The following is a 22,780-nucleotide window of genomic DNA, read 5'->3' on the forward strand; positions in this document are numbered from 1 at the left end:
CGGTTATTCGAGGTGCCCGGCAACGAAGCCGTGCTCCGCCGCACTCTACCGATACATCTACCTGCCGAGGAGCCATCCCATGAACTTCACGAATCGTCTGAGCCTGTCCCTGCTTGGGTTGCGGCTGACGGTGTTCCTGGTGATGCTGATGTGGGCCCTGGACAAGTTCATCCGGCCCGGGCACGCCGCCGGTGTATTCGAGCGCTTCTACGCCGTGGCAGGACTAGGTGCCTCGGCGTTCACCATCCTGGGCGCGCTTGAACTGTTGCTCCTGCTGGCCTTCGTCATGGGGATTTTGCGCCGTTTCTCCTATGGCGCCGTAGTGCTCTTGCACGCGGGCTCCACGCTGTCGTCGTGGCACCAGTACCTGCATCCCCACGAAGGCGCCAACCTGCTGTTCTTCACGGCATGGCCCATGCTGGCAGCGTGCGTGGCGCTGTACCTGCTGCGCGACAGCGATGGGTTTACCGTCGACGGTGTCCGCCATGCCCATCCATGACCACGATATTCCTGACGTACAGAGGGTGAACACAGCACCTCCGGCCATCGCGGTCTTCGACGCCTACGGAACCCTGTTCGACGTGCATTCGGCCATGGCCCGCCTGGCCGGGATCGTTGGCCCGGACGCCGAACGCATATCAACGTTGTGGCGACAGAAGCAGCTTGAATACAGCTGGACGCGTAGCCTGATGGGGCGGTACGCCGATTTCTGGCAGGTCACCGAGGAGGCGCTCGACCATGCATTGGCCTCGTTCGGTCGCCGCGACAGCGTGGTTCGGCAAGCTTTGCTCGACGCCTACCGGAAGCTGGATGCTTATCCGGACGTGCGCGAGGCGCTTGGCGCCTGTCGTCGCCTGGGGTTGCCCGTGGCGGTATTTTCCAATGCCACCACGGCCATGCTGAACACGGCGCTGACTGCGGCCGGTCTCGATGATCTGGTCGACATCGTTTACTCGGTGCATGCACTGGAGATGTTCAAGCCCGATGTACGGGTCTACGCCGCAGCCGCGAAGGCGTTCGGGGCAGTCCCGTCATCCATCGCGTTCCATTCGTCCAACGGCTGGGACGCGGCCGGTGCCGCATCGTGCGGATGGCGCACACTCTGGATCAACCGCGCCGGACTGCCGCGGGAATACCCCTGGATGGATGTACCGGCGGTGTCCGGCCTTGGTCAGGCATTGGCACGTATCGAAGCCTCGACCGCCGTCGATGCCATCCGCAACACCGGACAAAAGGGCGCCTGAATGGGCTGGATCAGCGAAATCCCCGACAGCGAAGCGCAAGGCCCGCTGCGGCAGATCTATGATGCCGTGAAGGCGCAGCGCGGCAAGGTGGCACGTATCCTCGGCGCGCACAGCCTCGACCCGGGTGGGCTGCAGCATCATCTCGATCTCTACATGCACCTGATGTTCTCGGCCGGTCCGTTGAGCCGGCGCGAGCGTGAGGCCATCGCGGTCACGGTTTCGGCCGCCAACGGCTGCGCCTACTGCGTGGCGCACCATCTGGAGGCGCTTCGATGCTACGAGAAGGACGAAGGGATGCTGGCTACGGTGCGCGACGCGCCGGACCGGCTCGCTGCGCCGCGGCTGCGCGCGATGCTGCTTTACGCGCGCAGGCTCACCGTCTCTCCCTCGACGATGGACGAGGAACAGGTAGGCGCGTTGCGCGCCGAAGGTCTAACCGACGCGGAAATACTGCGCATCAACCTGGTCACCGCCTATTTCAATTTCGTCAACCGGATCGCGTTGGGTTTGGGCGTCGAAGCCGACGCGCAAGAGGTTGCAGGTTACGCCAGATGAGAGAATCGCCCGCCGCCGGTGCACGGACCCATGATGCCCCGCGGGGCGCACCGCTCCCCGATCGGCACGCCCCGCCCTGAGCTGGCGGCTGTGGCCCGGAACACGGAAAATGTTCCGCAAACGACATGTCGATCCGGAGGAATACTGCATGATGTCCGACCGCCTTCCGGTTCCGTCGCCGCCATGGCCGCTCGCCCACGTCGTGCCATCGCGCATCGTTCCATGTCGGATCGCCGGATGAACAGGATCATGATCACCCTGCGCCGAACCCGGGCAATCGTGCTGCATCCGCCCCATCTGAAACGAACCTGCATGGTGGCTCTGCTCGTGGGGATCTGGCTGAGCGCTTTCAATGTCGGTGGGCAGCTGCTGGCCGGGCCTTGGGATCTGCCGTTGGCGATCAAGATCGCCATGAATGTATTGACCCCGTTTACCGTGGCCAACCTCGGCCTGATCTCTCGACAGGTCGGATCAGACTCTGACGAGGCCGGGTGACCTCGTCGCGAAAATCGGGATCCACATGCACAGGGCTGGCCGCACGGCACATGCCATCCACCCTATCCAGCCGGCAGGCGAGACGCCGGATCCAATCGGGGCGAAACCGATTCGCCGGACCTTCTGATCGGAGCTCCCAACCATGACCCGGTTTCTACTCATCCACGAACCCGCGATCCGGCTCGGCGCCTTTTCCGGCATTTTCGCCGTGATGGCGCTATGGGAAGTGCTGGCGCCAAGGCGACGCCAAGCCATCGGCCGATGGAAGCGCTGGCCCGGCAATCTGGGCATCGTCGTGCTCGACAGCGTGCTCGTGCGGCTGATTTTCCCCACCGCGGCGGTCGGTGTCGCCTTGTTTGCCGCCGCCCATGGCGGAGGGTTGCTTCAGGCGCTGGGAGTAACCGACGGGCTGGCTCTGGTCTCGTCCGTACTGCTGTTGGATCTGGCCGTCTATCTGCAGCACGTGATGTTTCACGCAGTGCCGCTGTTGTGGCGACTGCACCGGGTGCACCACACCGACCTCGAATTCGACCTGACCACCGGCGCACGTTTCCACCCGTTCGAGATCGTGCTTTCCTTGGTCATCAAGCTAGGTGTGATCGCGGCGCTGGGCGCGCCGGCAGTAGCCGTGCTGGCTTTTGAAGTGCTGCTCAATGCCACCTCCATGTTCAACCACGGCAATGTTCGCCTGCCGCAGCGGCTGGACGGCGTGCTGCGCTGGCTTCTCGTCACGCCGGACATGCACCGCGTGCACCATTCCTGGTATCCGCACGAGACCAACTCCAACTTCGGCTTCAACCTGCCCTGGTGGGATCGCCTCTTCGGCACCTACTGCGCCCAGCCGCGGGACGGCCAGATCGGTATGACGATAGGTATCAATCAGTTCCGCGACCCGTGCGAGCTGCGGTTGGACCGCATGCTTTGGCAGCCATTTCGCGGGCCGGTGCACAGCTATCCGATCAATGCCCGGCCAGAGCGCACCGACGGTATGCATAAGCCGTAGTCGACATCAGCACGGCGTTCAATACCCGACTCAGCAGATCCGATTGCGTGCGCCTGATACCGTCCGAGACCCGTCTCCGTCAGGAGTTCAACGATGAGCGGGCATGCCCTGCTGCCACCGCTCCACGTGCTGGTCTGCTAGGTCGGTGACATAGACATCGCCGTCCGCCGTCACGGCTACCGCACCGACGCCATACCCCGGTGCCCGCGGCGGCTGGTCGAAGGCGGTCAGGAAGCGGCCATCGGCGGTGAACTTCTGAATCCGGTTGTTTTCCTGGTCAGCCACGAACACATCGCCTTGCGGGCCGATGGCTACGGAAGTCGGCGTCCGGAACCAGCCACGCAGTCCGCCGAGAAAGTTGATCGACGCGGGCAGATGCAGGCCGAACGGGCCGCCCCACATCCGCAAGAAGCGGCCATCCCGATCGAACACCTGGATGCGGTCGTTGTAGCCATCGGCGACGTAGACATGGCCGTTCGAGGGAGAGACAGCCACATCCATCGGATAATTGAAGCTGCCGCCGGCCACATAGCCCTTGTGTCCCGTGATGCCGATCTGGCGAATAAAACGTCCTTGCGGCGACAGCATCTGCACGCGCTGGTTATAGAAATCGGCCACGGCGATGGTGCCGTCGGGCTCGGCGCTGGCACCGCCGGGCGCGCGGAACTGCCCCGGTGCCGATCCCTGTTGGCCGCCCAAGGTGCGCAGCAGGCGCCCGTCGAGCGTGAACACCTGCACCGCGTCGTTCCAGTAGTCGCCGACGTAGAGCTTGTCGCCGGCGATGTTCAAGTTCATGGGTCGTGCCTGCGGCAGCAGACCCTGTGGACCGACCGCGATGGCGCTCAGGAAGTGTCCCTGCAAGTCAAAGATCTGGATCCGGTGGTTCAGCGAATCGGCTACATAGACACGATGATCGGCAACCGCGATGCCGTTGGGGCCGTCGAATTGTCCCGGTGCCGAGCCGGGGCCGCCCCAACTGGCAACCCGCCGGTACGGCGGCTGTTTCGCGCTGGGTACAAAGCCGAACCCGATGACCAGCGCGGCGACGGCGAGCAACCCGACCAATCCCGCGCCGAAGATCGCGACCCACCTGACGATGCGACGCATCTCAGTACCCTCCGGCGGGTTGCGACATGACCGCCTTCAACGTGAAGCCGGCCTGTTTCACGGTCTGGGTAATCTGCGCCTGATCGAAACGCGTGCCGGGTTTGACGTGGACCATGATCACCCCGCTGGCGAGGTTGACGTCGGTGCCGGTGACGCCCGGAAGATGGCTGAACTGCTTCTCGATGCCGTAGGCACAGAACGGGCAGGCCAATCCGTCCACGCTCACGACGTAGGCGTCGGCGGGCCAGGCCTGTTGCGCCGGAGTCGATGTCGCCGCCTGAGCCGGGAAGGCCGCGCCAAAAGTCATGGCAAGCACCAGCAGCGCCGAGGCGAAAGCGATCCTGGGCATGTTCAAAACGCGGTGACGCAGGTTGCTGCTCATTGAAATTCTCCTGGGATCAACGCCTGTCAAAGGACGAGGCATGGGAAGCGTGTCACTTGGAGTCAACTCCATGTCAACAGCTGTCTGCAAAAAACTTGACATGGAGTTGACTCCAAGAACTACCGTGGTTCTCGAAGTCCTGGCGAATGGGCATCCCACTGAGATGCGCTGCCGATTTGAACCTCACTGATGGAGTCGCCCACATGACATCGATCACACTGACGCGCCACCGCGTGACACGAAGACTGGCCGGGCTGATGGCCTGCCTGCTGCCGGCTCTGGCCGCGGCCGGCCCGATCACCTTCAATACCGCGTTACCGGTGGCCAAAGGCCAATGGCTGATGCGTGAGCAGTACATTCAGCTTTATCGCAGCGATGACACAGCGGGCCCGGGGCTCGACGTGCACGCCGGAGTTCTGGGCAACGTGCTGGCCTATGGTGTCACCAGCAGGCTGACGCTGTTTGCCATGGCCCCTTGGTATCTCAACAAGACGCTGAACGCGGCCACCCCGATGGGCCGTATGCGGCTTACCGCCTCGGGGATTGGCGACACGCAGCTGTTTGCGCGCTACACGCTGTTCCAGCTCGACGCACCGGGACGGTCCTTTCGCATCGCACCGCTGGCCGGCGTCATCGCGCCCACGGGCAGCAGTCATACGGTTGATCGTTTCGGCCCGTTGCCGCGCCCATTCCAGAACGGTACCGGCGCCTGGGGCGGTTTGGCCGGGGTCGTCGCGACCTACCAGACCTTGGCGTGGGAGTTCGACGCCGGCGCCACTTACCAGGCTACCGGTACGCATGACGGCTACCAGGCCGGCGCCGTGAGCCAACTCGACGGTTCGTTCCAGTACCGGCTATGGCCGAGCCGGTTGGGAGCCGGTGTCCCGCGGTTCCTCTACGGCGTGCTGGAAACCAACCTGATCCGCACGGATCGCGACCGCACGGACGGCCTCGATGTCCCCGATAGCGGAGGCACCCAATGGTTCGTCAGTCCGGGGCTGCAGTTCGTCACCATGAACTACATACTGGAAACCGCCGTGCAGATTCCGATCGCGCAGGACATGAACGGCCACGCCTTGCGCGATCGCTACATCTTCCACATCGGCTTCAGGGCGCACTTTCAGTGAGCACCCGCAGCCACCTGCCCAGCAGCGACTCAGCAAGCTTTTGCGCATGACGGCCATCGCCCGCGCTACAGCACCGGGCGGGTGCACGACGGTTGGGCCGGATTTCGCGCAGCCCCGATGCGCCAAAGGCTGCTGCCTATACACCGACGGCGGCCGCGCCAAATCTGGTGCCGGGCGCTGGCGAACCCGCTCAGCGGGTCATCGCTGCCGAACCCAACGCACCAACTGGATCGCAAGAACCTTCCCCAGGATCATGAGCCATGAACCCGGGCCTTGCGAATTTTTGGAGCGGGAGACGCAGGCTCCGTAAGCCGCCGCTCGTCGTACATGCCCTTGCCGTCCGGCGTAAACTCCTGGTCGTACCGGGATCCCCGCACATGCACATTGTGGTCTACCAATCGACGTATTGCCCGGTGTGCCGGCGCGTATCCGCCGAGCTGATCGACATGGGTCGCCAGTTCGATGCCGATACCGAAGTGAAGGATGTGCTGGAGCATCTCGAGCACGCCGCTCGCCTCGGCATCACCCGGCCACCGGCGGTAGTCATTGACGGCCGCCTGTTCGGACAAGGCCATGCGGCGGTGGTCAAGCTGCGCCGCATGTGCGCGTCATGAGCAGCTGGAGCATCGGTGAGCTGGCTGCGCGCGTCGACATGCCGACGGATACGCTGCGCTATTACGAGAAGATCGGCCTGCTGCCGCGGGCGCTGCGCGACGGCGGCGGACGTCGTCGTTACGGCGATGCCGATCTGGCACGCCTGCAGTTCATTCAGCGCGCGCAGGCGATGAATTTTTCGCTGACCGAGATCGGCAACCTGCTGCATTTGCGCGAACGCCCGCAGCAGACGCGAGCCGATGTGCGCCGCGTGGCCGGAGAAAAACTGGCCCAGGTGGAAACCCGGCTGAAGTCGCTGCGCCTGCTGCGCAACGAGCTGCGACTGCTGTTGAACCTGTGCGCCGGCAGCGAAGACGGTTGTCCGATTCTCGAATCACTGGACGGCGACCGACGCTGAGGCTCCTGAGTCACGGCAGCATGGATTCAATATCCGATGCCGCGGTGGGGTAGGCAAAGGTGGCGTGCCGGATCGCGTCGGCGCCGCGCCCACTACGCATGGCGAAACCGAACAGGTTGATCACCTCGGCCGCATCCGGACCGATCAGGTGGGCGCCGAGGATGCGATCGCTGCCCTCCTCCACCAACACCTTGTAGCCGTAGCATGATTCGTTGACACGGCGTGCAGTGAACCAGCCCGGCACGCTGGCGTGGCTTAGCTTGAAGCGCAGACCCTGCGCCCTGGCTTCGGCTTCGAGCAGACCGACGCGGGCCAGCACCGGCAGGGTGAACACGGCACTGGGAATACCGGTGTAGTCGACCGTGGCGCGCTTGTCATGCAAGAGGTTGTCGACCACGGCGTGGGCCTCCAGTGCGGCCACCGGGGTCAGCGGCAACGGGCCGCCGGACGCATCGCCCGCGGCATATACCGCAGGATTGGAGGTGCTGCGGAAGGTCTTGTCCAGCGTCAGCCGGCCGTGGTCGTGCGCGATGCCGGCCGCGTCCAGGTCCAACGCTTCCAGCACGGGCGCGCGCCCGCCACTGTGGATCACCAGATCGGCGGCAAATACCACGCGGCCGTCCGGGCCCTGCGCCTCGACTTCAAAGCCGTCGCTGTGCTTGCGCACCGCTTTCACCTCGTGGCCGACATGTACCGCCACGCCGAGCGCGCGGGTGCGTTCAACCAACAGGCCGACCAGATCTGGATCGAAGCCGGCCAGCGGCTGCATGCCTCGGTTGAGGATCAAGACATCGGCCCCGGCGCGCGCGGCGATATGGGCGAACTCGAAACCGATGTAGCCGCCACCGACCAGCACGATGCGCCTGGGCAGCGATTCAAGATTCAGAAAGTCGTCGCTCAAAGCCAGGTGCGCGGCGCCCTCGATCGGCAGCCTAACCGGTTCCGCGCCGGCGGCGATGACGATGTGCTTTGCACTGAGCGTCCGATCGCTCCCCGTAACGGTGTTGCGTCCAATGAAACGGGCGCGGCCGTGATACGCATCAATGCCCAGTTTGGCGTAGGCCTGTTCGCGATGACCCGGCACCGGGTCGGTGAACGAACGCTTGTGCCGCTGCAGCGCAGCCCAGTCGATGTGCAACTCGCCTTGCACGGTGCCTATGGCGCCCATACGCGTAAAGCCGTCGATCACTTCGGTGGCGGCGATCAGCATTTTCTTCGGATCGCAACCGCGCAGTGCGCAAGTACCGCCGAACGGCCGATGATCGATGATCGCCACCGACCAGCCGGCTTTGCGGCAATTGAAGGCGGTGACGTTGGCAGCGGTGCCACTGCCGATGACGACGAGGTCGTAGTTTTGTTGGCTCACGCAGGACTCCTGGCGATGAGGGCAGCGGCGACAAAGCGCATTCAGTGCGCGCAGGTCCTCGCACGCCGGCCGTTGGCAAAATCCCATAAACTGGCGACCACCAACATCAGCAGGCCCAGCGTCGCCGCCAGCGGGTGGATGTACAGGCCGACCACGGCCAGTACGCCGCCGAATACACCGAGCACGAATGGCTGCCGCTTGGCATGACGGCCGGTGGCCCGCCATAGCAGCCACAGGTTCAGTGCCACGAAGGCTGCCAGCAGCGGGATCAAGATCGCGTCATGGATGAGAAAGCCCAGGCCGGCCACCGACAGTGCGCTGAGCAGCAGCGGCAGGCCCAGGCAACAGGCCGCCGCCAACAGCGCGCCAAGCAGGCTGCCAAGCTGCTTGAGAAGATCTTTCATGCGATGGTCTCCATCAACCTGCACAGCAGGACAGCTGCCTGACGTCCTTGCTGAAGGTCTGCGCGGCCAGTTTCAGTCCTTCCACCATGGTCAGGTACGGGAACAGCTGGTCGGCCAGCTGGGCTGCCGTCATGCCTGCGCGCAACGCGATGGCCGCGGTCTGGATCAGCTCGCCGGCCCCGTCGGCCACCGCCTGCACGCCGATCAGCCGGCCGCTGGCCGCCTCCACCACGATCTTGATGAAGCCTCGCGTGTCGAAGTTGGCCAGCGCCCGCGGCACGTTGTCCAGGCTCAGCGTGCGGCTATCGGTTTCGATACCCTTGAGGCGCGCCTCGGCCTCGCTCAGCCCCACCGTGGCGATCTGCGGTTCGGTGAACACCACGGCCGGCATGGCAGAAAGATCCAGACGGGCATCGCCCCCCGTCATGTTGATGGCAGCGCGGGTGCCGGCGGCGGCGGCGACATAGACGAACTGCGGCTGGTTTGTACAGTCGCCGGCGGCGTAGATGTGCGCCGCCGAAGTGCGCAGCTGCGCATCGACTTCGATGGCACCGCTTTCCGCCGCGCGCACGCCGGCCTTGGCCAACTCCAGCGTGTCGCCGTTGGGCGTGCGGCCGGTTGCCACCAGCAGCGCATCGCCGCGCAGCTGGCCGGCGCTGGTGTCGAGGATGAACTCGCCGTTTTCATGGCGCACCGCGCGGGTCTGGGTCTGACGCAGCACGCGGATACCCTCGTCGGCAAAGATCCGGCCGATCGCCTCGCCGACGGCCGGGTCCTCGCGGAAGAACAGCTCGCTGCGGGCGATCACCGTCACGTCACTGCCCAGCCGCGCATAAGCCTGGCCCAGCTCCGCGGCGACCACCGCCGCGCCGAGTACCAGCAGGCGCCTGGGAATGTGATCGGCTGCCAGCGCGTCGGTGGAGGTCCAGTACGGCGTACCGGCCAGGCCCGGGATCGGCGGCACGGCCGGCCGCGCGCCGACGGCGATCAGGCAACGGTCGAACGCCAGCGTACGCTCGCCGCCTTCGGCCAGGCGCACGCCCAACGTGTGGCCGTCGACGAAGCGCGCTTCGCCGCGCAACAGAGTGATGTCCGGATTGCCGTCGAGGATGCGCTCGTACTTGGCGTGGCGCAGCTCCTCCACCCGCGCCTGCTGCTGGGCCAGCAGCACGTCGCGGCGGATCGCCGGTGCGTGGGCGTCGATGCCGCCGTCAAACGCGCTGTGACGGCGGGTATGAGCGACGTGAGCAGCGCGGATCATGATCTTGGAAGGCACACAGCCGATGTTGACGCAGGTGCCGCCGACGATGCCGCGTTCGATCACCGTCACCTGCGCGCCGCGCTCGGCGGCCGTGAGCGCCGCAGCCATGGCCGCGCCGCCGGTGCCGATCACCGCCACACGCAGACGAGCGTCATGGCCGGCCACGGGCCCGCCATGCCTTGCCGCGTGATCCGCGGCCGGCGACGGCGCCAGCGCTCGTACGCGATAGGGTGGCGGCAGTGCGGCATTGAGCGCGGCGACGGACAGAGCCGCACCGGCCACCACCTGGGCGGTAGCCGCCGGATAGTCCACGCTTGCGCTGGTCACGCCATCCACGCTGGACAGCGCCTCCTGCACGTGGCGAGCGCACGCCTGGCAGGTCATGCCACTGACCTCGAGCGCCTGTTTGTTCAAACCGTATGTTTCAGTCATGCAAATTCAGCCCTGGTGGGTCGCTCCCGTGTTTGGGGGCCGCACATGGAAATCAGCACTTGCCGGCCCGGGGTACCACGCAGACTCTTGCTGGCCGCAACAGGTCGAAGATCGATACCCCCGCCATCAGCGCCAGCCCCGGATACAGCAGCTAGCCGGAGCGGTGGCCCGATGGACGCAGCGAACCCAGTCCCGCCGCCACCCCCAGGCTTGCCACTGCCGGGAAACAGCTCACGCAGGATGCCGCCGAAACGACGCTGCCGATCAGGCCAGCCTTGTCGGCCACGCGCGCGAGCTAAGGCCATCAGCGCACCTGCGTCGACGGGTAGCCGGCATCCGTGGTCGCCCTGGTCAAATCGGCGAGGCCGGTCTTGGCATCGTCATAGGTAACGACGGCCTGGCGCTGTTCGAGAAGGATCTGGGTCTTTTCGACACCGGGTACCTTGGACAGCGCCTTCTTGACCGTAACCGGACAGGCGGGGCACGTCATGCCCGGCACCGACAGGGTGGCGGTCCGCGTGGCCGCCCATGCAGGCGCACTGACGGCGGCGGCAAGGACGATGAGCTTAGAAAGCATTTTCATGAGATGTCTCCTTCAGTAGAACAGTGGCAGAACGTAGGGAAACGCCAGCGCGACCAGCACCAGCGCGACGACGACCCAGAAGACGATTTTGTAGGTTGCCCGTACTTGGGGGATGGCACACACCTCACCCGGCCGGCAGGCAGCGGTGGGACGAAAGATGCGGCGGTACGCAAAGAACAGCAGCCCTACCGCCACGGCAATGAAGAGCGGCCGATACGGCTCCAGTACGGTCAAATTGCCGATCCATGCGCCCGAAAAGCCCAGCAGGACCAGGATCAGGGGGCCAAGGCAGCACGTGGAGGCCAGGATCGCGGCCAGGCCGCCCAAGGCCAGCGCGCCCTTGCGGTGTGCGGATTCGGACATGCAGCTCCCTCCTTTCGGGTTTGTCGTCGATGCGATACCGTATTCCCGTAGTCAAGTACGGAGTCAAGCGCATGAAGTCGGAGCGGAACAACCTGCCGATCGGCGCCTTCGCCAAGTCCGCCGGGGTCACCGTCGAGACGATCCGGTTCTACCAGCGCAAGGGCCTGCTGCTTGAGCCGGACCGGCCGCTGGGCGGCATTCGCCGCTACGGGAGCGCGGACGTAGCCCGGGTGAAGTTCATCAAATCAGCGCAACGCCTCGGGTTCAACCTGGAGGAAGTGTCGCAGTTGCTGAAGCTGGACGACGGCACCCACTGCAGCGAAGCTGCCGAACTGGCTGCATTGCGGCTGGCTGACGTGCGTGCACGCCTGGCCGACCTCACCCGCATGAAGACAGCACTATCGGCCCTGGTCGAGCAGTGCTGCACGCAGCGTGGCAGCGTTTCATGCCCGTTGATCGCTTCGCTGCATGCTGACTGATACGCCGATATCGCCACTAGCCCATCCATTCATGGCTGGCATTCCGAGACCCCCGTCGAATCAACAGGCGCCCGTGTCACGCTGATGGATAAACTTCGCTGCGCGCCCCAGTTCTGCATGTATGACAGGTAGCTCCAGTAGCCTTTTCCTCGGGTTTTGTACCAACGTTTGGCCTTTCTTCATCCCGCTCGAGCAGATCGATGCCTGACCGCACCGACTGCATGGGTGATTTCCCTGCGCGGTCTTCGAGTTCGGGATCACCGGCGGCGCTCATTCGCTGCGACCCAATGAGCCGGCCGCCACTACGGCACAGGCCGGCCTTCCGGCCACCGTGGTGACGAGGTCGGTGCCGATGGTCAGGCACTGGTCGGCGATCGCCGCCACGCCGGGCCGGTGCGACACGACGATCAGGATCGTCTGCGGCAGGCGGCGCCGCATCGCCGCGAGAACCGCAGTCTCGGCGACGGCGTCGAGTGCGCTGGTGGCCTCGTCCAGCACGGCCAGGAACGGCCGGCGCAGGATGACCTGGGCCAGCAGCAGGCGCTGCAGTTCGCCGCCGGAAAGCCGGCTCGACGCACTGTGCAGCGCGGTGTCGAGGCCGTGCGGCGAATCGGCCAGCCGCCGGTCGAGACCGACGTCGGCCAGCGCGCTGCGCAACATCGTGTCGGTGGCTTCGGGCGCCGCCCACCGCAGGCATTCGCGCACGGACTGCTGCCACGGCCGCACGTTCTGGCTGACGTAGGCGCCGTGGCGCACCAGCTCGCGGTACGCGTCGAAACCGATCGACCGGCCGTCGCGGCGCGCCAAGAAAACTTCGGGCGCCATCATGCCGGCCAGCACGTCGACCAGGCTGCTCTTGCCGATGCCGGAGTCGCCGCTGATCAGGGTCAGTTCGCCGGGCGCCAGCACCAGCTCGCCAACCTCGAGCCCGCCGGGCGGCGGCGTCAGACGCATCCGCTCGATGTGCAGCGCAGCGCTCGACGTGCCCGTGGGCGAGGGCACTGCAGACGGGCGAACGGACTCCAGGCTCACGTAGCGCCGCCACAGTTCGAAGGCCGGCGCGGCCGAGCGCAGCTGCTGGAAGCTCTGCCGCGTGGTCACCAGGTAGGGCAGCAGGCGCCCGAGCAGCAGGCACACCGCGATCAGCGCGGACTGCTCGACCCCGTGCCAGCGGTGCGCGAGCACGAACAGCGCGGCGATCCCGGCCGCCGCCAGCAGTTCGAGCATCAACCGGCCGGAGGCCACCAGCTCCAGCTGGCGCCGGTAGCCATCGCACAGCCGGGCGGAGATGGCGCCGTAACTCGCCTGCTCCGCCGCCTCGCGCTCGAACGAGCGGACATGACGCAGGCGCCGCGGAAAATCCTCGCTGTGCCAGAACAATCGGGTCATGTCGGCGACGTACTGGCGGCCGACCAGCGCTTGCTCGCGGCCGTAGGCGCGCGACGCCAGCAGTCCGAGGCCCACCAGCAACGGCGTCGCCAGCATCAGCGGCGGCGAGACCCAGAACGCGAAGCCCAGACTGACGGCGGCGCTGACGCCGGCGATCAGCAATTGCTGCAGGGCGCTGAAACCCTGCACGATGAGTTCGACGTTGTGGGTGAGCACGTTGGCGATTTCCGCCGACGTCGCATCCGCCAGCGAGGTCAGCGGCGCCTCGATCAGGCGCGCATGCACCGCGCGGCGCAGGTGCATGCCGTAGCGGCCGACCAGGCGCGCGCCCATCCGCGCCGCCTGCCAGCGCAGCAGCGCGAAGGCGCCGGTCGCGGCGGCGAAGGCGGCGGCCTGCGTCTCGACGCTGCGGCGCGGGTCGAGCAGCACGCCGCCGAACGGCAACGCCTGTCCCGGCTGCACCAGCGGCACCAGCAGCAGGGCCGCAAGGCTGCCGGCGAACGCCGCGCCCAGCGACAGCACCACGTACGCGACCGTTTCCACCCGCTCGACGCCGGTAAGCGTGCGCGCCAGCGAACGCAGCAGACCCTGCGCACCATCACCTGCCGCTTCTGCCGACCCGGAATTTGGCATGCCGGTAAGTGCGATGCGCGGCCGAAAAGGTTGTGCCTGCACCGTCGCCGCGGGCACGCGAATGCGTCAGTCGAGCAACTGCCGCAGCGCGTCCACGGCGGCCCGCGGATGGCGCCCGCGGCGCAATTGATGAACCCCCTGCCGGGCCAGCTGCTGTTCGAAGCGATGCCAGCCCGGCTGGCCGGCCGCATACGGCTGATCGGCCGCCAGCCGTGCGGCGATTTCGCCCCGCGGGATCGGGCTCAACAAGATGTCGGGATCGTCGGCCGGCCGGCCGGAAACGAACACCGCGCCAGCCAGCTGCAGCGGCGCCGCGGCCAGCCGGCCGGGGCCCTGGCGCAGGTCGGCCTCGAACTTCTCGACGCCGCTGCGGCGGCGGATGCGCGGTGCCCCGCCGATCCAGCGGCGGACCGCCTCGTCGTCGACGAAGCGCAGCGCATCGGCCTGCACGTGCACGTAGTTGGCGACGCCGGTGGCGAGCAAGCTGTCCGGCTGCACGAAGACCGCGTCTTCGGCGAGGAAATCCAGGCCCTGCAACAGGCTGTGCAAGGCGAGGGTCGACTTGCCTGAACCGCTGCCCCCCAGCAGCAGCAGGCCGCGCCCCTGCCGGCCGACGCAGGCGCCGTGCAGCGGAACCAGGCCCAGCCCGCGCGTGGCCAGGGTGAACACGGCGAACTCGATGAGTTCGTAGCGCAGGTAATAGGGGCGCTCGAGCATGTCCTCGGAAGCCACCACCAGGGCCTGCCGCTGCGCGGGCGCCAGCACCACGTAGTTCGACACGTCCATCACGCCGCAGAGCAGGCCGGCGCCGGACTGCATCCGCACCGGCGGCGGCTCGGCGGCAGGCGGCGACACCCGGCGCGGCAGCAGGCGCAATTCGATGTGGAACTCCGGCGCGACCATCGGGAAGCGGTGCGACGGCAGGCCGGCATAGGCGGCCTCGACCAGGTCCAGCAGCGCCGCGCTGGCGCTCTCGAAGCGGAAGCGGCCGCCCATGATCTGCCGGCGCAGCGAAACCTGCCCGCGCGTGCGCTCGCCGAACGGGTCGGAAGCGGCGTCGGGGGTACTGCGCTGTGGGTTCGGGGTCATCGTCGCCGATCGCGGGTTTCCACTGTCGTCGGTGGCGCGGCAGTGCGTGCCGACACGCTGGCCGGTAAGTGCGGCTTCCGGCGACAAAGGTTGTGCCTGCGCGCCTGCCGTCACGCATGCGGCCGGATGTTTTTTGCCGCACCAGGCAACCGAAGGCGCGCGCCGGGGCACTTACGTCCCGGCAGCGTCGAGCGATGGCGCCGCGCGTCGGTCCCATGGCTACGATCGAGGCTACCCCGAGATGCTGAGGATTCACGTCGGCCACTCCTACTTCCTGCGGTTCGACCCGAAGCAGTGGGAGCGCGGCAAGCCGTATCCGCCGCTCGCCACGATCCAGGTCGCCGCCCTGCTGCGGCAGATGGGGCACGCGGTCAGCCTGTTCGACGCGATGCTCGCCGACGGCGTCGGCGACTTCGAGGCTTCCCTGCGCGCTACCCGGCCGGACGTGGTGGTGCTGTACGAGGACAACTTCAACTTCCTGACCAAGATGTGCCTGGGCCGCATGCGCGAAGCGGCCTGCCGGATGATCGCCGCCGCGCGCGCCGGCGGCGCCCGGGTGATCGTCGCCGGCTCCGACGCCTCCGACCGCCCGGACGCCTTCCTCGCCGCAGGTGCGCACGCGGTGCTGGTGGGCGAAGGCATCGCCGCCCTGGTCGAACTGATCGAACGATTGCAGCGCCACCCGGAGGCCGGCGACGACTGGACGGACGGCCTCGGCGGCGTCGCCACGCTGACGAATGGGCAGACCCGACTGACCCGGCTCGGCGCGCTGCCGCCGGACCCGCGGCTGGCCGGCCACCCCGCCTGGGACCTGGTCGACATCGAGCGCTACCGCGCGATGTGGCACGAGCGGCACGGCTACTTCAGCCTCAACATGGCGGCGTCGCGCGGCTGTCCGTTCCGCTGCCACTGGTGCGCCAAGCCGATCTGGGGCAACCACTACAACCAGCGCAGCGCCGAGGACGTGGCCGCGGAAATGAGCTACCTGAAACGGACGTTCAAGCCGGACCACGTCTGGCTGGCGGACGACATCTTCGGCTTCCGCGTCGACTGGGTGGCGGAGTTCGCCGCGCAGCTGCACGCCGCCGACGGGCCGGTGCCGTTCACCATCCAGACCCGCGCCGACCTGATCAGCGAGCGCATGGCCGCCGCGCTCGGCCAGGCCGGCTGCGCGGAGGCGTGGCTCGGCGCGGAGAGCGGCAGCCAGCGCGTGCTGGACGCGATGAACAAGGGCACCAAGGTCGCCGACCTCGCCACCGCCCGCGCCCGTCTGGGCAAACACGGCATCCGCGTGGGCTTCTTCATCCAGCTCGGCTATCTCGGCGAGCAGTTGGACGACCTGCTGGCGACCCGCGAGCTGATTGCGCAGACCGCGCCGGACGACATCGGCGTGAGCGTGTCCTACCCGCTGCCGGGCACGAAGTTCTACGAGCAGGTGAAGGCCCAGCTGGGCCCGAAGACGCACTGGCAGGACAGCGGCGACCTGGCCATGATGTTCCGCGGCGCCTACGACACGGACTTCTACCGTAGCGTGCGCGACCTGCTGCACGAGCAGGTCGCCATCCGGCGGGCGGAGCCCGCCGAACAGGCGGCGCGCCGCGCCGCGCTCGATGCGCAGTGGCAGGCGCTGATCGCCGGCGAGGGCGCGCACCGCAACCCGAACGCCGCGTCGCCGCCGCCCGCGGCGCGGCACATCGCCCTGCAGCTGCACTGACCGCGCCATGCTGCCGCCACTCAGGATCGTCCGGCACGGCTTGCGCCGAACCACCGAGGCACTCGCGGCGGAACTGGCGCGACCGGGCGGCGCGACGCCGGCGTGGAGCGAGCTCGACTGGCGGCTGGCGGCGGCCGTCGCCGTCGCGCATGGCGTATCGCCACTGCTGTGCCGATGCTGCGCGTGGGAGAACCCGCCGTGGCGGCGCTTCCTGGAAAGCCAGCGCAAACACGTCGAGCAGCGCCACCGGCGCATCGCGGCGCTGCTGCAGCGCATCGACGCCGACGCCCGCGCCGCCGGGCTGGCGATGGTGCCGCTGAAGGGCTCCGCGCTGCACGCGCTGGGGATCTACGCGCCGGGCGAACGGCCGATGGCCGACATCGACCTGCTGGTGCGCGAGGACGATGCCGCCGCGGCGATCGAGCTGCTGCTGGAACTCGGCTACGTGGAGTCGTTCGCGCAGTGGAAGCACCGGGTGTTCAAGCCGGCCACCGGCCGGCCCTACGCCGGACTGGGCGAGCACCGCGACACGCCGGTCAACATCGAGCTGCATACCCGCATCCGCGAGCGGCTGCCGGTATCCGCGGTCGACATCACCGCGCGGATCCAACCGCGCGAGCCGCGGCCCGGCCTGAATCCCTATCCGTCGAGCGGCGCCCTGATGAGCCACCTGCTGCTGCACGCGGCGGGCAACATGTGCGGGCGCAGCCTGCGCCTGCTGCACCTGCACGACATCGCGCTGCTGGCGGCGCGCATGACCGACGACGACTGGAACGTGCTGTGGCATGGCGATGCCGCCGAGCCGCCGTGGTGGGCGCTGCCACCGCTGCGGCTGGTCGCGCGCCACTACCCGAAAGTGATTCCCGCCGCCGTGCTGGCCCGGCTCGCACGCGACTGCCCGTCGCTGCTGCGGGCGATCTCGCGCCGGCAGACGCTGACCCGGGTTTCGTGCTCGGAACTGTGGCTGCACGCGCTGCCCGGCATCGAGTGGTCGCGCTCCGTCCGCGAAGCCGGACGCTACCTCAGGAACCGCGTGAGCCCTCCGGACGAAGCACGCAAGGAGCGCGCCGACATGGTGCGCACCCAGCTCTGGCTGCAGGGGCAAAGCTGGGTCACCTCGCCGCACCGCCGGCGCATCCTGACCTGGCTCACCCGGCCGGTGCCGCGGATGGACACCATGTACGTGGTACGCGCGGCATTGGAACCTCTCGCTCCAAAGACGAGCAAGAAACTCACCCTGGTCATTTCGAGATAGGGTCTGGAAGCTTGTGCGAGTGGGCGCCTGCCCGACGCCCGGGCTTCGGCGACAGGCATCAGCCAGTGGGTGGGTCAGCAAGGCGGTCGACGACGTGCACAGCGGAGAGCAGTACCACCAAGTCATCCTGGCCTCGCAGCGGGACCGGGCGGTGCGCGACCGGTTCCAGAAGATGGCGCTGGACCTGCTGCCCGCGGGAGCCGACGTGCTGGATTTCGGTGCCGGCACCGGCATCGACGCCAAGGCATATGCCGCCAGCGGACACCTGACTTTCGTGTACGAACCTGCGGAAGCGATGCGCGAGTACCTGGCGCAGTACTGCCACGGCGAACTCGCCCGCAGGAGCATCATCGCGGTGGCGTCGCCGCTCGCGTGCAAGGTGCACGCGGTCACGGCGGACTTCGCGGTACTCAACCATTTCGCGGATCACGCAGCGCTTTTCGAAGAGTTGTCGCGCGTGGTCCGCCCGGGCGGTTTCGTCCTGGCCAGCATGCTCAACCCTTACTACCTCGGTGATGCGCGCTACCGCTGGTGGCGGGCGAACGTCATGAACCTCGCGCGAACCGGTCGCTACGCCATCCCCAGCGAAAGCCGCATCCACCGTTTTGCGCCGCGTGTCGTGGCGCAGGCGGCGGCGCCGTATTTCCGGCTGGAACGGCTCGTGCCGCGCGGTTTCGGATGGATCACCCAGCTCTACACGTTCCTGCTCTTTCGGCGGATCTGAAATGTGGAAGGATTGGATAAGGCCGTTCGTACGCCCCCTGCCGCAATGGTCGGTGGTGGCCGTTGCGCCCCCGCAGCAGGCGGTCAGCGCCAGCTTGCGCTGGGGCGGCAACGCGGCGGACGTCACGGCGGACCATACCGTGGCCTCGCTCAAGCCGCTCATGATCGCGACCAGTGTCGAGGCCGGCCCGCACCCCCTGCTCGAGTACGTCGACAGCGCCACGGGAAGGCTGCTCGGCGTCTTGCACCTGGAGCAGACAGTATCCGTCGCGGCCGGAACGGCCTCGCTCGCCCTCTACCGCGTCGCCGCCGGCGAACACCGCTGTCTGGGCTGGCCGCGGCGCCCGTGGAACGCATGGCTGCAGAACCGCCTGATGCGGAAGAACCGCTCGTCGCCCCACTCCGCGCTGGAGCCTGCCGCGGTACAGCAGCTGATGATCGCCTACCTGTGCCCGCGGCCGGTCGTCCTGGTCTCGGTCGATGCGCCGGGCCACCGGAACATCTTCCCGATGGACCTGATCGGCCCGCTGCAGCGGAGCGGACTTTTTTCGCTCGCGTTGCGCAGCACCAACGTCTCCGTACCGGTCATGCGAGACGTGCGCAGGGTTGCCCTGTCCGGCGTCCCCGCGACGATGAAGGCGGCCGTGTACAAGCTCAGCGAGCATCACAAGCAGCCGCTGCCGGACTGGAACGAATTCCCGTTCCCGGTTCGCCCGTCGCGGGAGTTCGGCATTCCCGCGGTGGCCGCGGCGTTGCGCATCCGGGAATTGGCCATCGTGCACAGCCAGGAGATCGGCTCGCACACGTTTTTCCTTTGCCGTATCGCTTCCGACGAAAACCTGGCGGAAGGCGCCCAGCTGCATCACACGGCAGGCTTTCATCAAGCCTATCGCCGCCGGCAGGGCATGCCGTTTACGGAGGTCTAGCCCGCGCCGCCCGGGAGGAGCGATGGCGGCGAATGGGAAGGTACGGCTTCCTATTTCGTCGCCACCGCGATCGTGAGGCTTTGCAGGAAATGGAAATCCCGGCGTCGCAGCGCGTAGCGTTCATCGTCGGGCGTACACAGGCGCCCGAGTTCGTCGAAATCCTCCGCGTCCATGTACTTTCGCAGGCGCTCCCCCCACGAATCGCGGAAGATGCACTCCAGCAAATAACGCTCGTCTGCGTCCGTGAGCGGATGCGTGCGCTCGATCATCCGCGTTCGCACGGTCGCGTCCCGCAGTCCGGCCTGCTGCAACCATCCGACGAGCGAACGGACCGCGGCGAATTCGCGCTCGCTGCGGCCGTAACGCTCCCGGTAATACGCCCGTACCGCCTCGTTGACGCATTTTTCGAGGCGCGCGTCCCACGCGAAGTACATGTCCGGCACCAGCGAGCTTTGCCCCAGCACGAGGCGCCCACCCGGGCGCAGCAGCTTCGAGAGGACCCGCACGCCGGCGACGGGATCGCGCAGATGATTGATGGCATTGACGGCCCAGACGAGATCGAAGCTGCCGTCCGCCAGGGGCGGCTGCATCATGTCGGCCTGCAGGATCGGCGCGCCGGCCGGCGCGCTACGGCGAGCGGCAAGGACATGCGCGGTCGCCAGATCCATCCCCACCACCATCGCGCGGCCCCGCATCGACGCGTGGAACCAGGCGACCGCCTCGCCCGTGCCGCAACCGGCGTCGAGCACGCGCGAACCCGCCGGCAGCGACAACGCGTCGATCGCCTCGCACAGCTCGGGTCGGGCGAAGGCGTTGAACAGCCGCAGCTTCTCCGCGTAATCGCGTTGCGGGGTATCGCCGAGCATGCCGGCCCGGCGGTCCGACGAGCCCGGGGCGCCTTTCATTCGCATGCGGCGAGCAACCGTAGATAAATCGCTTCAAACGCGAGGGCGGTGTGATCGGCGTCCTCGCGGATCGCTCGGCACTGCGCCGTCGCGGCCAATCGCAGCCGCAGCTCCTCGTCGCCAAGCAGCCGGCGGATGGCGTCCGCGAGCGCCGGCGCCTCTCCGATGGGTACGGCCAACGCCGCCGACGGCGCCCACTCCGCGATGTGTCCGACCGCCGTGCCCACGGTGGGTACGCCGGCCGCCGCGGCTTCAAGCGCCACCAGCGGCCCGGCCTCGTGCAACGACGACATCACCAACAGATCGGCGGACTCCATGAGCGGGCGCAACTCGCGCTGGGTCTTGAACCCATGAAAGCGCACGTGCTGTTCCAGTCCAAGCCGGCGCGCCAGCTGCTGCATTTCACCCTGCAGCGTGTCCTCGCCCACGATATCCATCCGGAAGTCCAGTCCTGCCTCCGCCAGAACGGCCAGCGCCTGCAGCAGGGTCGATTGATCCTTGACGCGATTGAGGCTGGCGACGTGGATCAGCCGCGCCTGCTTCGCGCTGCGCTCGCGCGGCGCGAGCGGCGGCCATGTCCGCAGGTCGACGCCGAGCGGCACGCGCCGGGCCTTGAGGCCGAGCGTCTGCAGCGAATCGATGATCGGCGCGCTGGCCGCGGTGATGACATCGGCGCCGCGCAGCACCACCGCCTCGCGCAGCCGCCCTTTCCATTTGCGCCGGCCGCCGTAGCCGATCGCGTACAGCGTGACCAGCTCGCCGCCGGCGACATGCACCAGGCTCGGCCGTCGCAGCCATTTCGCCGCGGCGACGGCGACCAGGCTGCAGGAGCCGGAGAAGATCGCCTGGATCACATCGAACGGTGCGCGGCGATGCTCGGCGCGGATCGCCGCGATCGCGCGCAGCCGGGTCCAGCCGTCGCCGATGTTGTGCACGGTGGCGCCGGCGAGTTGCCAGCGACCCGCGGCTGCTTCCTGGCGCAGCGCGAAGACATGCACGTCGTGCGCGCGCGCCAGCCGCCCTATCAGCGCCAGCAAGACCGGGATCACGCGGAACTCGCCGCTGCGATCCACCCCGCCCGGCACCACCAGCGCGAGTTTCATCCCGCCCTCCGCCGCCGGTCGTCGAGCAGCTGCGCATAGGCATCCGCCCAGCGGCGGCCCAGCGCGGCGAACGACAGCGTGGCGTCGAAGTGGGCGCGCACCTGTGCCGGCGATGGCCGGTTCGCCGCGACATCGACCAGCGCCTCGGCCAGTGCTGCGGCATCGCCGCAGGGCCACAGGCGACCGACGCGGCCGTCGCCGGTCAGCGCGCGGAACGCGGGGATCTCGGTGACCACCGGCGCCACGCCGCAGGCCAGCGCCTCCAGCAACGCATAGCCGCAGCTCTCGGCATGGCTGCCCGCGACGAACAGGTCCGCGGCCTGCAGCAGCGTCTCGACCTGCGCGTGCGCCACCTTGCCGAGCAGATGCACGCGCCCGGCCAGCCGCGGGTCGCGCGCGACGCGCTGCTGCACTGCGTCGAGCAGTGGCGCGTTGCCGAACGCGCACCACAGCTGCAGGCCAGGCAGGCGCAACGCGGCCTGGGCTACGCCGTCGAGCACCACCAGCGGATCCTTGCCGGAGTTCAGATGGCCGACCCACAGCACGCCGGGATCGCCGTGCAGGCCGGTCTCGGCGCGGGCGCGGGCGCGATCGCCCGGCATGAAGCGGCTGCTGGATTCGGGTATCGCGAACAGCCGCGTGCGCGGCGCGAACAGGCCGGCGCGGGTGAACGGTTGCGCCAGTTCGACCGCGGTGAAGGCGACGCCTGCGGCAGCCCCGTACCAGCGCCGCCACCACGGCCGCCGCCACCGGCGCGGCGGCCGGTCGGCGTGGTCCTGGATCACGATCGGCAGCAACGGAAGGTGTCGCGCCAGGGCGAACGCATCGGCGGCAAAACCCAGGCTATGCACGTGCAGCACGTCGGGCCCGATCTCGCCCAGCACCTCGGCGAGGCGGCGCGTCCACTCCGCGCCGGGCACCGCGACGAAACGGTAGTCGATGCCGTTGCGCAGCACGCGCTCCGGGCGCGTCGCCAGCTGGATCACCGAGACGCGGGTGCCGGCGCTGGCCACCGCTTCGGCGATATCGGCCAGCGAAGGCCACTGCTCGAAGACGTCGGCCGAGGCGAGGCCCGCCGGCAGCGGCAGGAAATTGATCTGCGCCACGTGCACGGCCGGCACCGGCCTAGGCGCGCGGGCCACAGAAACTGTCCGGGCTGCAAAGTCCTGCCTACGGTCCATTTTTCCGCCGCCTCTTGGCCCATGGAACCACCATGGGCCGGCGAATCGT

25 protein-coding genes are annotated in these 22,780 nt (G+C 67.8%); 13 read left to right on the plus strand and 12 right to left on the minus strand.

Features of this window, described 5'->3' with window-relative positions:
• The first annotated feature begins 79 nt into the window (after positions 1-79).
• From RHOFW104R8_RS08920 to RHOFW104R8_RS08940, 5 genes are all read left to right on the plus strand, one after another.
• Entirely contained in the window at positions 80-499 is a 420-nt protein-coding gene (locus RHOFW104R8_RS08920; protein WP_068093967.1) for a hypothetical protein, read from the plus strand.
• Positions 486-1,244, plus strand: coding sequence for a haloacid dehalogenase type II (locus RHOFW104R8_RS08925; protein WP_068093963.1), 759 nt, complete (start codon positions 486-488; stop codon positions 1,242-1,244). The genes RHOFW104R8_RS08920 and RHOFW104R8_RS08925 overlap by 14 nt, the downstream gene beginning before the upstream one ends.
• Positions 1,245-1,799, plus strand: coding sequence for a peroxidase-related enzyme (locus tag RHOFW104R8_RS08930; RefSeq protein ID WP_068093959.1), 555 nt, complete (start codon positions 1,245-1,247; stop codon positions 1,797-1,799).
• 249 nt (positions 1,800-2,048) lie between these two features.
• Positions 2,049-2,294 (plus strand): hypothetical protein, encoded by a 246-nt coding sequence (locus RHOFW104R8_RS08935; RefSeq protein WP_235604373.1) that lies wholly within the window; start codon positions 2,049-2,051, stop codon positions 2,292-2,294.
• A 142-nt stretch (positions 2,295-2,436) separates the two neighbouring features.
• Entirely contained in the window at positions 2,437-3,297 is an 861-nt protein-coding gene (locus tag RHOFW104R8_RS08940) for a sterol desaturase family protein (RefSeq protein ID WP_068093956.1), read from the plus strand.
• A gap of 87 nt (positions 3,298-3,384) precedes the next feature.
• Here the strand turns inward: RHOFW104R8_RS08940 and RHOFW104R8_RS08945 are convergent, their stop codons facing one another.
• Positions 3,385-4,404 (minus strand): NHL repeat-containing protein, encoded by a 1,020-nt coding sequence (locus RHOFW104R8_RS08945; protein WP_068093954.1) that lies wholly within the window; start codon positions 4,402-4,404, stop codon positions 3,385-3,387.
• Position 4,405: 1 nt separating this feature from the next.
• Complete coding sequence (locus tag RHOFW104R8_RS08950) at positions 4,406-4,786, minus strand: heavy-metal-associated domain-containing protein (protein WP_068093952.1); 381 nt, start codon at positions 4,784-4,786, stop codon at positions 4,406-4,408.
• A gap of 203 nt (positions 4,787-4,989) precedes the next feature.
• Here RHOFW104R8_RS08950 and RHOFW104R8_RS08955 point away from each other — a divergent pair, with 203 nt between their 5' ends.
• The 3 genes from RHOFW104R8_RS08955 (at position 4,990) to RHOFW104R8_RS08965 (ending at position 6,925) form a co-directional block, all read left to right on the plus strand.
• Entirely contained in the window at positions 4,990-5,913 is a 924-nt protein-coding gene (locus RHOFW104R8_RS08955; protein WP_068094056.1) for a transporter, read from the plus strand.
• A gap of 377 nt (positions 5,914-6,290) precedes the next feature.
• Positions 6,291-6,527, plus strand: coding sequence for a glutaredoxin domain-containing protein (locus tag RHOFW104R8_RS08960; RefSeq protein ID WP_063089503.1), 237 nt, complete (start codon positions 6,291-6,293; stop codon positions 6,525-6,527).
• Positions 6,524-6,925, plus strand: coding sequence for a MerR family transcriptional regulator (locus tag RHOFW104R8_RS08965; protein ID WP_068093948.1), 402 nt, complete (start codon positions 6,524-6,526; stop codon positions 6,923-6,925). Before RHOFW104R8_RS08960 ends, RHOFW104R8_RS08965 begins: the two co-directional genes overlap by 4 nt.
• Before the next feature lie 10 nt (positions 6,926-6,935).
• Here RHOFW104R8_RS08965 and RHOFW104R8_RS08970 read toward each other — a convergent pair whose 3' ends face one another.
• The 5 genes from RHOFW104R8_RS08970 to merT all read right to left on the minus strand — a co-directional run bounded on the left by RHOFW104R8_RS08970 (position 6,936) and on the right by merT (position 11,334).
• Complete coding sequence (locus RHOFW104R8_RS08970; protein WP_235604374.1) at positions 6,936-8,378, minus strand: NAD(P)/FAD-dependent oxidoreductase; 1,443 nt, start codon at positions 8,376-8,378, stop codon at positions 6,936-6,938.
• Complete coding sequence (locus RHOFW104R8_RS08975; protein WP_068093943.1) at positions 8,333-8,695, minus strand: MerC domain-containing protein; 363 nt, start codon at positions 8,693-8,695, stop codon at positions 8,333-8,335. Before RHOFW104R8_RS08975 ends, RHOFW104R8_RS08970 begins: the two co-directional genes overlap by 46 nt.
• A 13-nt stretch (positions 8,696-8,708) precedes the next feature.
• Entirely contained in the window at positions 8,709-10,388 is a 1,680-nt protein-coding gene (merA, locus tag RHOFW104R8_RS08980; protein ID WP_082823575.1) for a mercury(II) reductase, read from the minus strand.
• A gap of 304 nt (positions 10,389-10,692) precedes the next feature.
• Entirely contained in the window at positions 10,693-10,971 is a 279-nt protein-coding gene (gene merP / locus RHOFW104R8_RS08985) for a mercury resistance system periplasmic binding protein MerP (protein WP_068093941.1), read from the minus strand.
• A 12-nt stretch (positions 10,972-10,983) separates the two neighbouring features.
• Positions 10,984-11,334 carry a mercuric ion transporter MerT gene (merT, locus tag RHOFW104R8_RS08990; protein ID WP_068093932.1) on the minus strand — a complete coding sequence of 117 codons (351 nt, stop codon included), beginning with the start codon at positions 11,332-11,334 and terminating at the stop codon, positions 10,984-10,986.
• A 71-nt stretch (positions 11,335-11,405) separates the two neighbouring features.
• On the opposite strand from merT, the gene merR reads away from it, so the two are divergent.
• Positions 11,406-11,813, plus strand: a complete 408-nt coding sequence (gene merR / locus RHOFW104R8_RS08995; RefSeq protein WP_068093930.1) for an Hg(II)-responsive transcriptional regulator — start codon at positions 11,406-11,408, stop codon at positions 11,811-11,813.
• A 270-nt stretch (positions 11,814-12,083) separates the two neighbouring features.
• On the opposite strand, the gene RHOFW104R8_RS09000 is transcribed toward merR, so the two are convergent.
• Together RHOFW104R8_RS09000 and RHOFW104R8_RS09005 are read right to left on the minus strand one after the other, a co-directional pair.
• On the minus strand, positions 12,084-13,835 hold the full coding sequence (locus tag RHOFW104R8_RS09000; RefSeq protein WP_068093928.1) for an ABC transporter ATP-binding protein: 1,752 nt from the start codon (positions 13,833-13,835) through the stop codon (positions 12,084-12,086).
• A gap of 66 nt (positions 13,836-13,901) precedes the next feature.
• The gene (locus tag RHOFW104R8_RS09005; protein WP_153021693.1) at positions 13,902-14,924 is read right to left on the minus strand and encodes a serine kinase; all 1,023 of its coding nucleotides are present in this window, start codon (positions 14,922-14,924) and stop codon (positions 13,902-13,904) included.
• A 241-nt stretch (positions 14,925-15,165) separates the two neighbouring features.
• Here RHOFW104R8_RS09005 and RHOFW104R8_RS09010 point away from each other — a divergent pair, with 241 nt between their 5' ends.
• The 4 genes from RHOFW104R8_RS09010 to RHOFW104R8_RS09025 are packed head-to-tail and all read left to right on the plus strand — an operon-like array spanning position 15,166 to position 19,542.
• The gene (locus RHOFW104R8_RS09010; protein WP_068093926.1) at positions 15,166-16,638 is read left to right on the plus strand and encodes a B12-binding domain-containing radical SAM protein; all 1,473 of its coding nucleotides are present in this window, start codon (positions 15,166-15,168) and stop codon (positions 16,636-16,638) included.
• Positions 16,639-16,645: 7 nt separating this feature from the next.
• Positions 16,646-17,893 carry a nucleotidyltransferase family protein gene (locus tag RHOFW104R8_RS09015; RefSeq protein WP_068093925.1) on the plus strand — a complete coding sequence of 416 codons (1,248 nt, stop codon included), beginning with the start codon at positions 16,646-16,648 and terminating at the stop codon, positions 17,891-17,893.
• Between the two features lie 19 nt (positions 17,894-17,912).
• Positions 17,913-18,617, plus strand: coding sequence for a class I SAM-dependent methyltransferase (locus tag RHOFW104R8_RS09020; protein ID WP_235604375.1), 705 nt, complete (start codon positions 17,913-17,915; stop codon positions 18,615-18,617).
• Position 18,618: 1 nt separating this feature from the next.
• Entirely contained in the window at positions 18,619-19,542 is a 924-nt protein-coding gene (locus RHOFW104R8_RS09025; RefSeq protein WP_068093923.1) for a flavin reductase, read from the plus strand.
• A gap of 50 nt (positions 19,543-19,592) precedes the next feature.
• Here RHOFW104R8_RS09025 and RHOFW104R8_RS09030 read toward each other — a convergent pair whose 3' ends face one another.
• From RHOFW104R8_RS09030 to RHOFW104R8_RS09040, 3 genes are read right to left on the minus strand one after another with little or no spacing between them, the layout of a single operon-like run.
• Complete coding sequence (locus tag RHOFW104R8_RS09030; protein ID WP_161487797.1) at positions 19,593-20,408, minus strand: class I SAM-dependent methyltransferase; 816 nt, start codon at positions 20,406-20,408, stop codon at positions 19,593-19,595.
• A gap of 35 nt (positions 20,409-20,443) precedes the next feature.
• Positions 20,444-21,550, minus strand: a complete 1,107-nt coding sequence (locus tag RHOFW104R8_RS09035; RefSeq protein WP_068093920.1) for a glycosyltransferase family 4 protein — start codon at positions 21,548-21,550, stop codon at positions 20,444-20,446.
• On the minus strand, positions 21,547-22,662 hold the full coding sequence (locus RHOFW104R8_RS09040) for a glycosyltransferase family 4 protein (RefSeq protein WP_068094049.1): 1,116 nt from the start codon (positions 22,660-22,662) through the stop codon (positions 21,547-21,549). Before RHOFW104R8_RS09040 ends, RHOFW104R8_RS09035 begins: the two co-directional genes overlap by 4 nt.
• Positions 22,663-22,780: the final 118 nt, after the last annotated feature.

It is taken from the genome of Rhodanobacter sp. FW104-R8 (assembly GCF_001617365.1).
Taxonomy (GTDB): Bacteria; Pseudomonadota; Gammaproteobacteria; order Xanthomonadales; family Rhodanobacteraceae; genus Rhodanobacter.

Excerpts from the sequence above, each read along its gene's own strand:
- RHOFW104R8_RS08920 (WP_068093967.1), top strand. The coding sequence starts at position 80 with ATGAACTTCACGAATCGTCTGAGCCTGTCCCTGCTTGGGTTGCGGCTG.
- RHOFW104R8_RS08925 (WP_068093963.1), top strand. The coding sequence starts at position 486 with ATGCCCATCCATGACCACGATATTCCTGACGTACAGAGGGTGAACACA.
- RHOFW104R8_RS08930 (WP_068093959.1), top strand. The coding sequence starts at position 1,245 with ATGGGCTGGATCAGCGAAATCCCCGACAGCGAAGCGCAAGGCCCGCTG.
- RHOFW104R8_RS08935 (WP_235604373.1), top strand. The coding sequence starts at position 2,049 with ATGATCACCCTGCGCCGAACCCGGGCAATCGTGCTGCATCCGCCCCAT.
- RHOFW104R8_RS08940 (WP_068093956.1), top strand. The coding sequence starts at position 2,437 with ATGACCCGGTTTCTACTCATCCACGAACCCGCGATCCGGCTCGGCGCC.
- RHOFW104R8_RS08945 (WP_068093954.1), bottom strand. The coding sequence starts at position 4,404 with ATGCGTCGCATCGTCAGGTGGGTCGCGATCTTCGGCGCGGGATTGGTC.
- RHOFW104R8_RS08950 (WP_068093952.1), bottom strand. The coding sequence starts at position 4,786 with ATGAGCAGCAACCTGCGTCACCGCGTTTTGAACATGCCCAGGATCGCT.
- RHOFW104R8_RS08955 (WP_068094056.1), top strand. The coding sequence starts at position 4,990 with ATGACATCGATCACACTGACGCGCCACCGCGTGACACGAAGACTGGCC.
- RHOFW104R8_RS08960 (WP_063089503.1), top strand. The coding sequence starts at position 6,291 with ATGCACATTGTGGTCTACCAATCGACGTATTGCCCGGTGTGCCGGCGC.
- RHOFW104R8_RS08965 (WP_068093948.1), top strand. The coding sequence starts at position 6,524 with ATGAGCAGCTGGAGCATCGGTGAGCTGGCTGCGCGCGTCGACATGCCG.
- RHOFW104R8_RS08970 (WP_235604374.1), bottom strand. The coding sequence starts at position 8,378 with ATGGGATTTTGCCAACGGCCGGCGTGCGAGGACCTGCGCGCACTGAAT.
- RHOFW104R8_RS08975 (WP_068093943.1), bottom strand. The coding sequence starts at position 8,695 with ATGAAAGATCTTCTCAAGCAGCTTGGCAGCCTGCTTGGCGCGCTGTTG.
- merA (WP_082823575.1), bottom strand. The coding sequence starts at position 10,388 with ATGACTGAAACATACGGTTTGAACAAACAGGCGCTCGAGGTCAGTGGC.
- merP (WP_068093941.1), bottom strand. The coding sequence starts at position 10,971 with ATGAAAATGCTTTCTAAGCTCATCGTCCTTGCCGCCGCCGTCAGTGCG.
- merT (WP_068093932.1), bottom strand. The coding sequence starts at position 11,334 with ATGTCCGAATCCGCACACCGCAAGGGCGCGCTGGCCTTGGGCGGCCTG.
- merR (WP_068093930.1), top strand. The coding sequence starts at position 11,406 with ATGAAGTCGGAGCGGAACAACCTGCCGATCGGCGCCTTCGCCAAGTCC.
- RHOFW104R8_RS09000 (WP_068093928.1), bottom strand. The coding sequence starts at position 13,835 with ATGCCAAATTCCGGGTCGGCAGAAGCGGCAGGTGATGGTGCGCAGGGT.
- RHOFW104R8_RS09005 (WP_153021693.1), bottom strand. The coding sequence starts at position 14,924 with ATGACCCCGAACCCACAGCGCAGTACCCCCGACGCCGCTTCCGACCCG.
- RHOFW104R8_RS09010 (WP_068093926.1), top strand. The coding sequence starts at position 15,166 with ATGCTGAGGATTCACGTCGGCCACTCCTACTTCCTGCGGTTCGACCCG.
- RHOFW104R8_RS09015 (WP_068093925.1), top strand. The coding sequence starts at position 16,646 with ATGCTGCCGCCACTCAGGATCGTCCGGCACGGCTTGCGCCGAACCACC.
- RHOFW104R8_RS09025 (WP_068093923.1), top strand. The coding sequence starts at position 18,619 with ATGTGGAAGGATTGGATAAGGCCGTTCGTACGCCCCCTGCCGCAATGG.
- RHOFW104R8_RS09030 (WP_161487797.1), bottom strand. The coding sequence starts at position 20,408 with ATGCTCGGCGATACCCCGCAACGCGATTACGCGGAGAAGCTGCGGCTG.
- RHOFW104R8_RS09035 (WP_068093920.1), bottom strand. The coding sequence starts at position 21,550 with ATGAAACTCGCGCTGGTGGTGCCGGGCGGGGTGGATCGCAGCGGCGAG.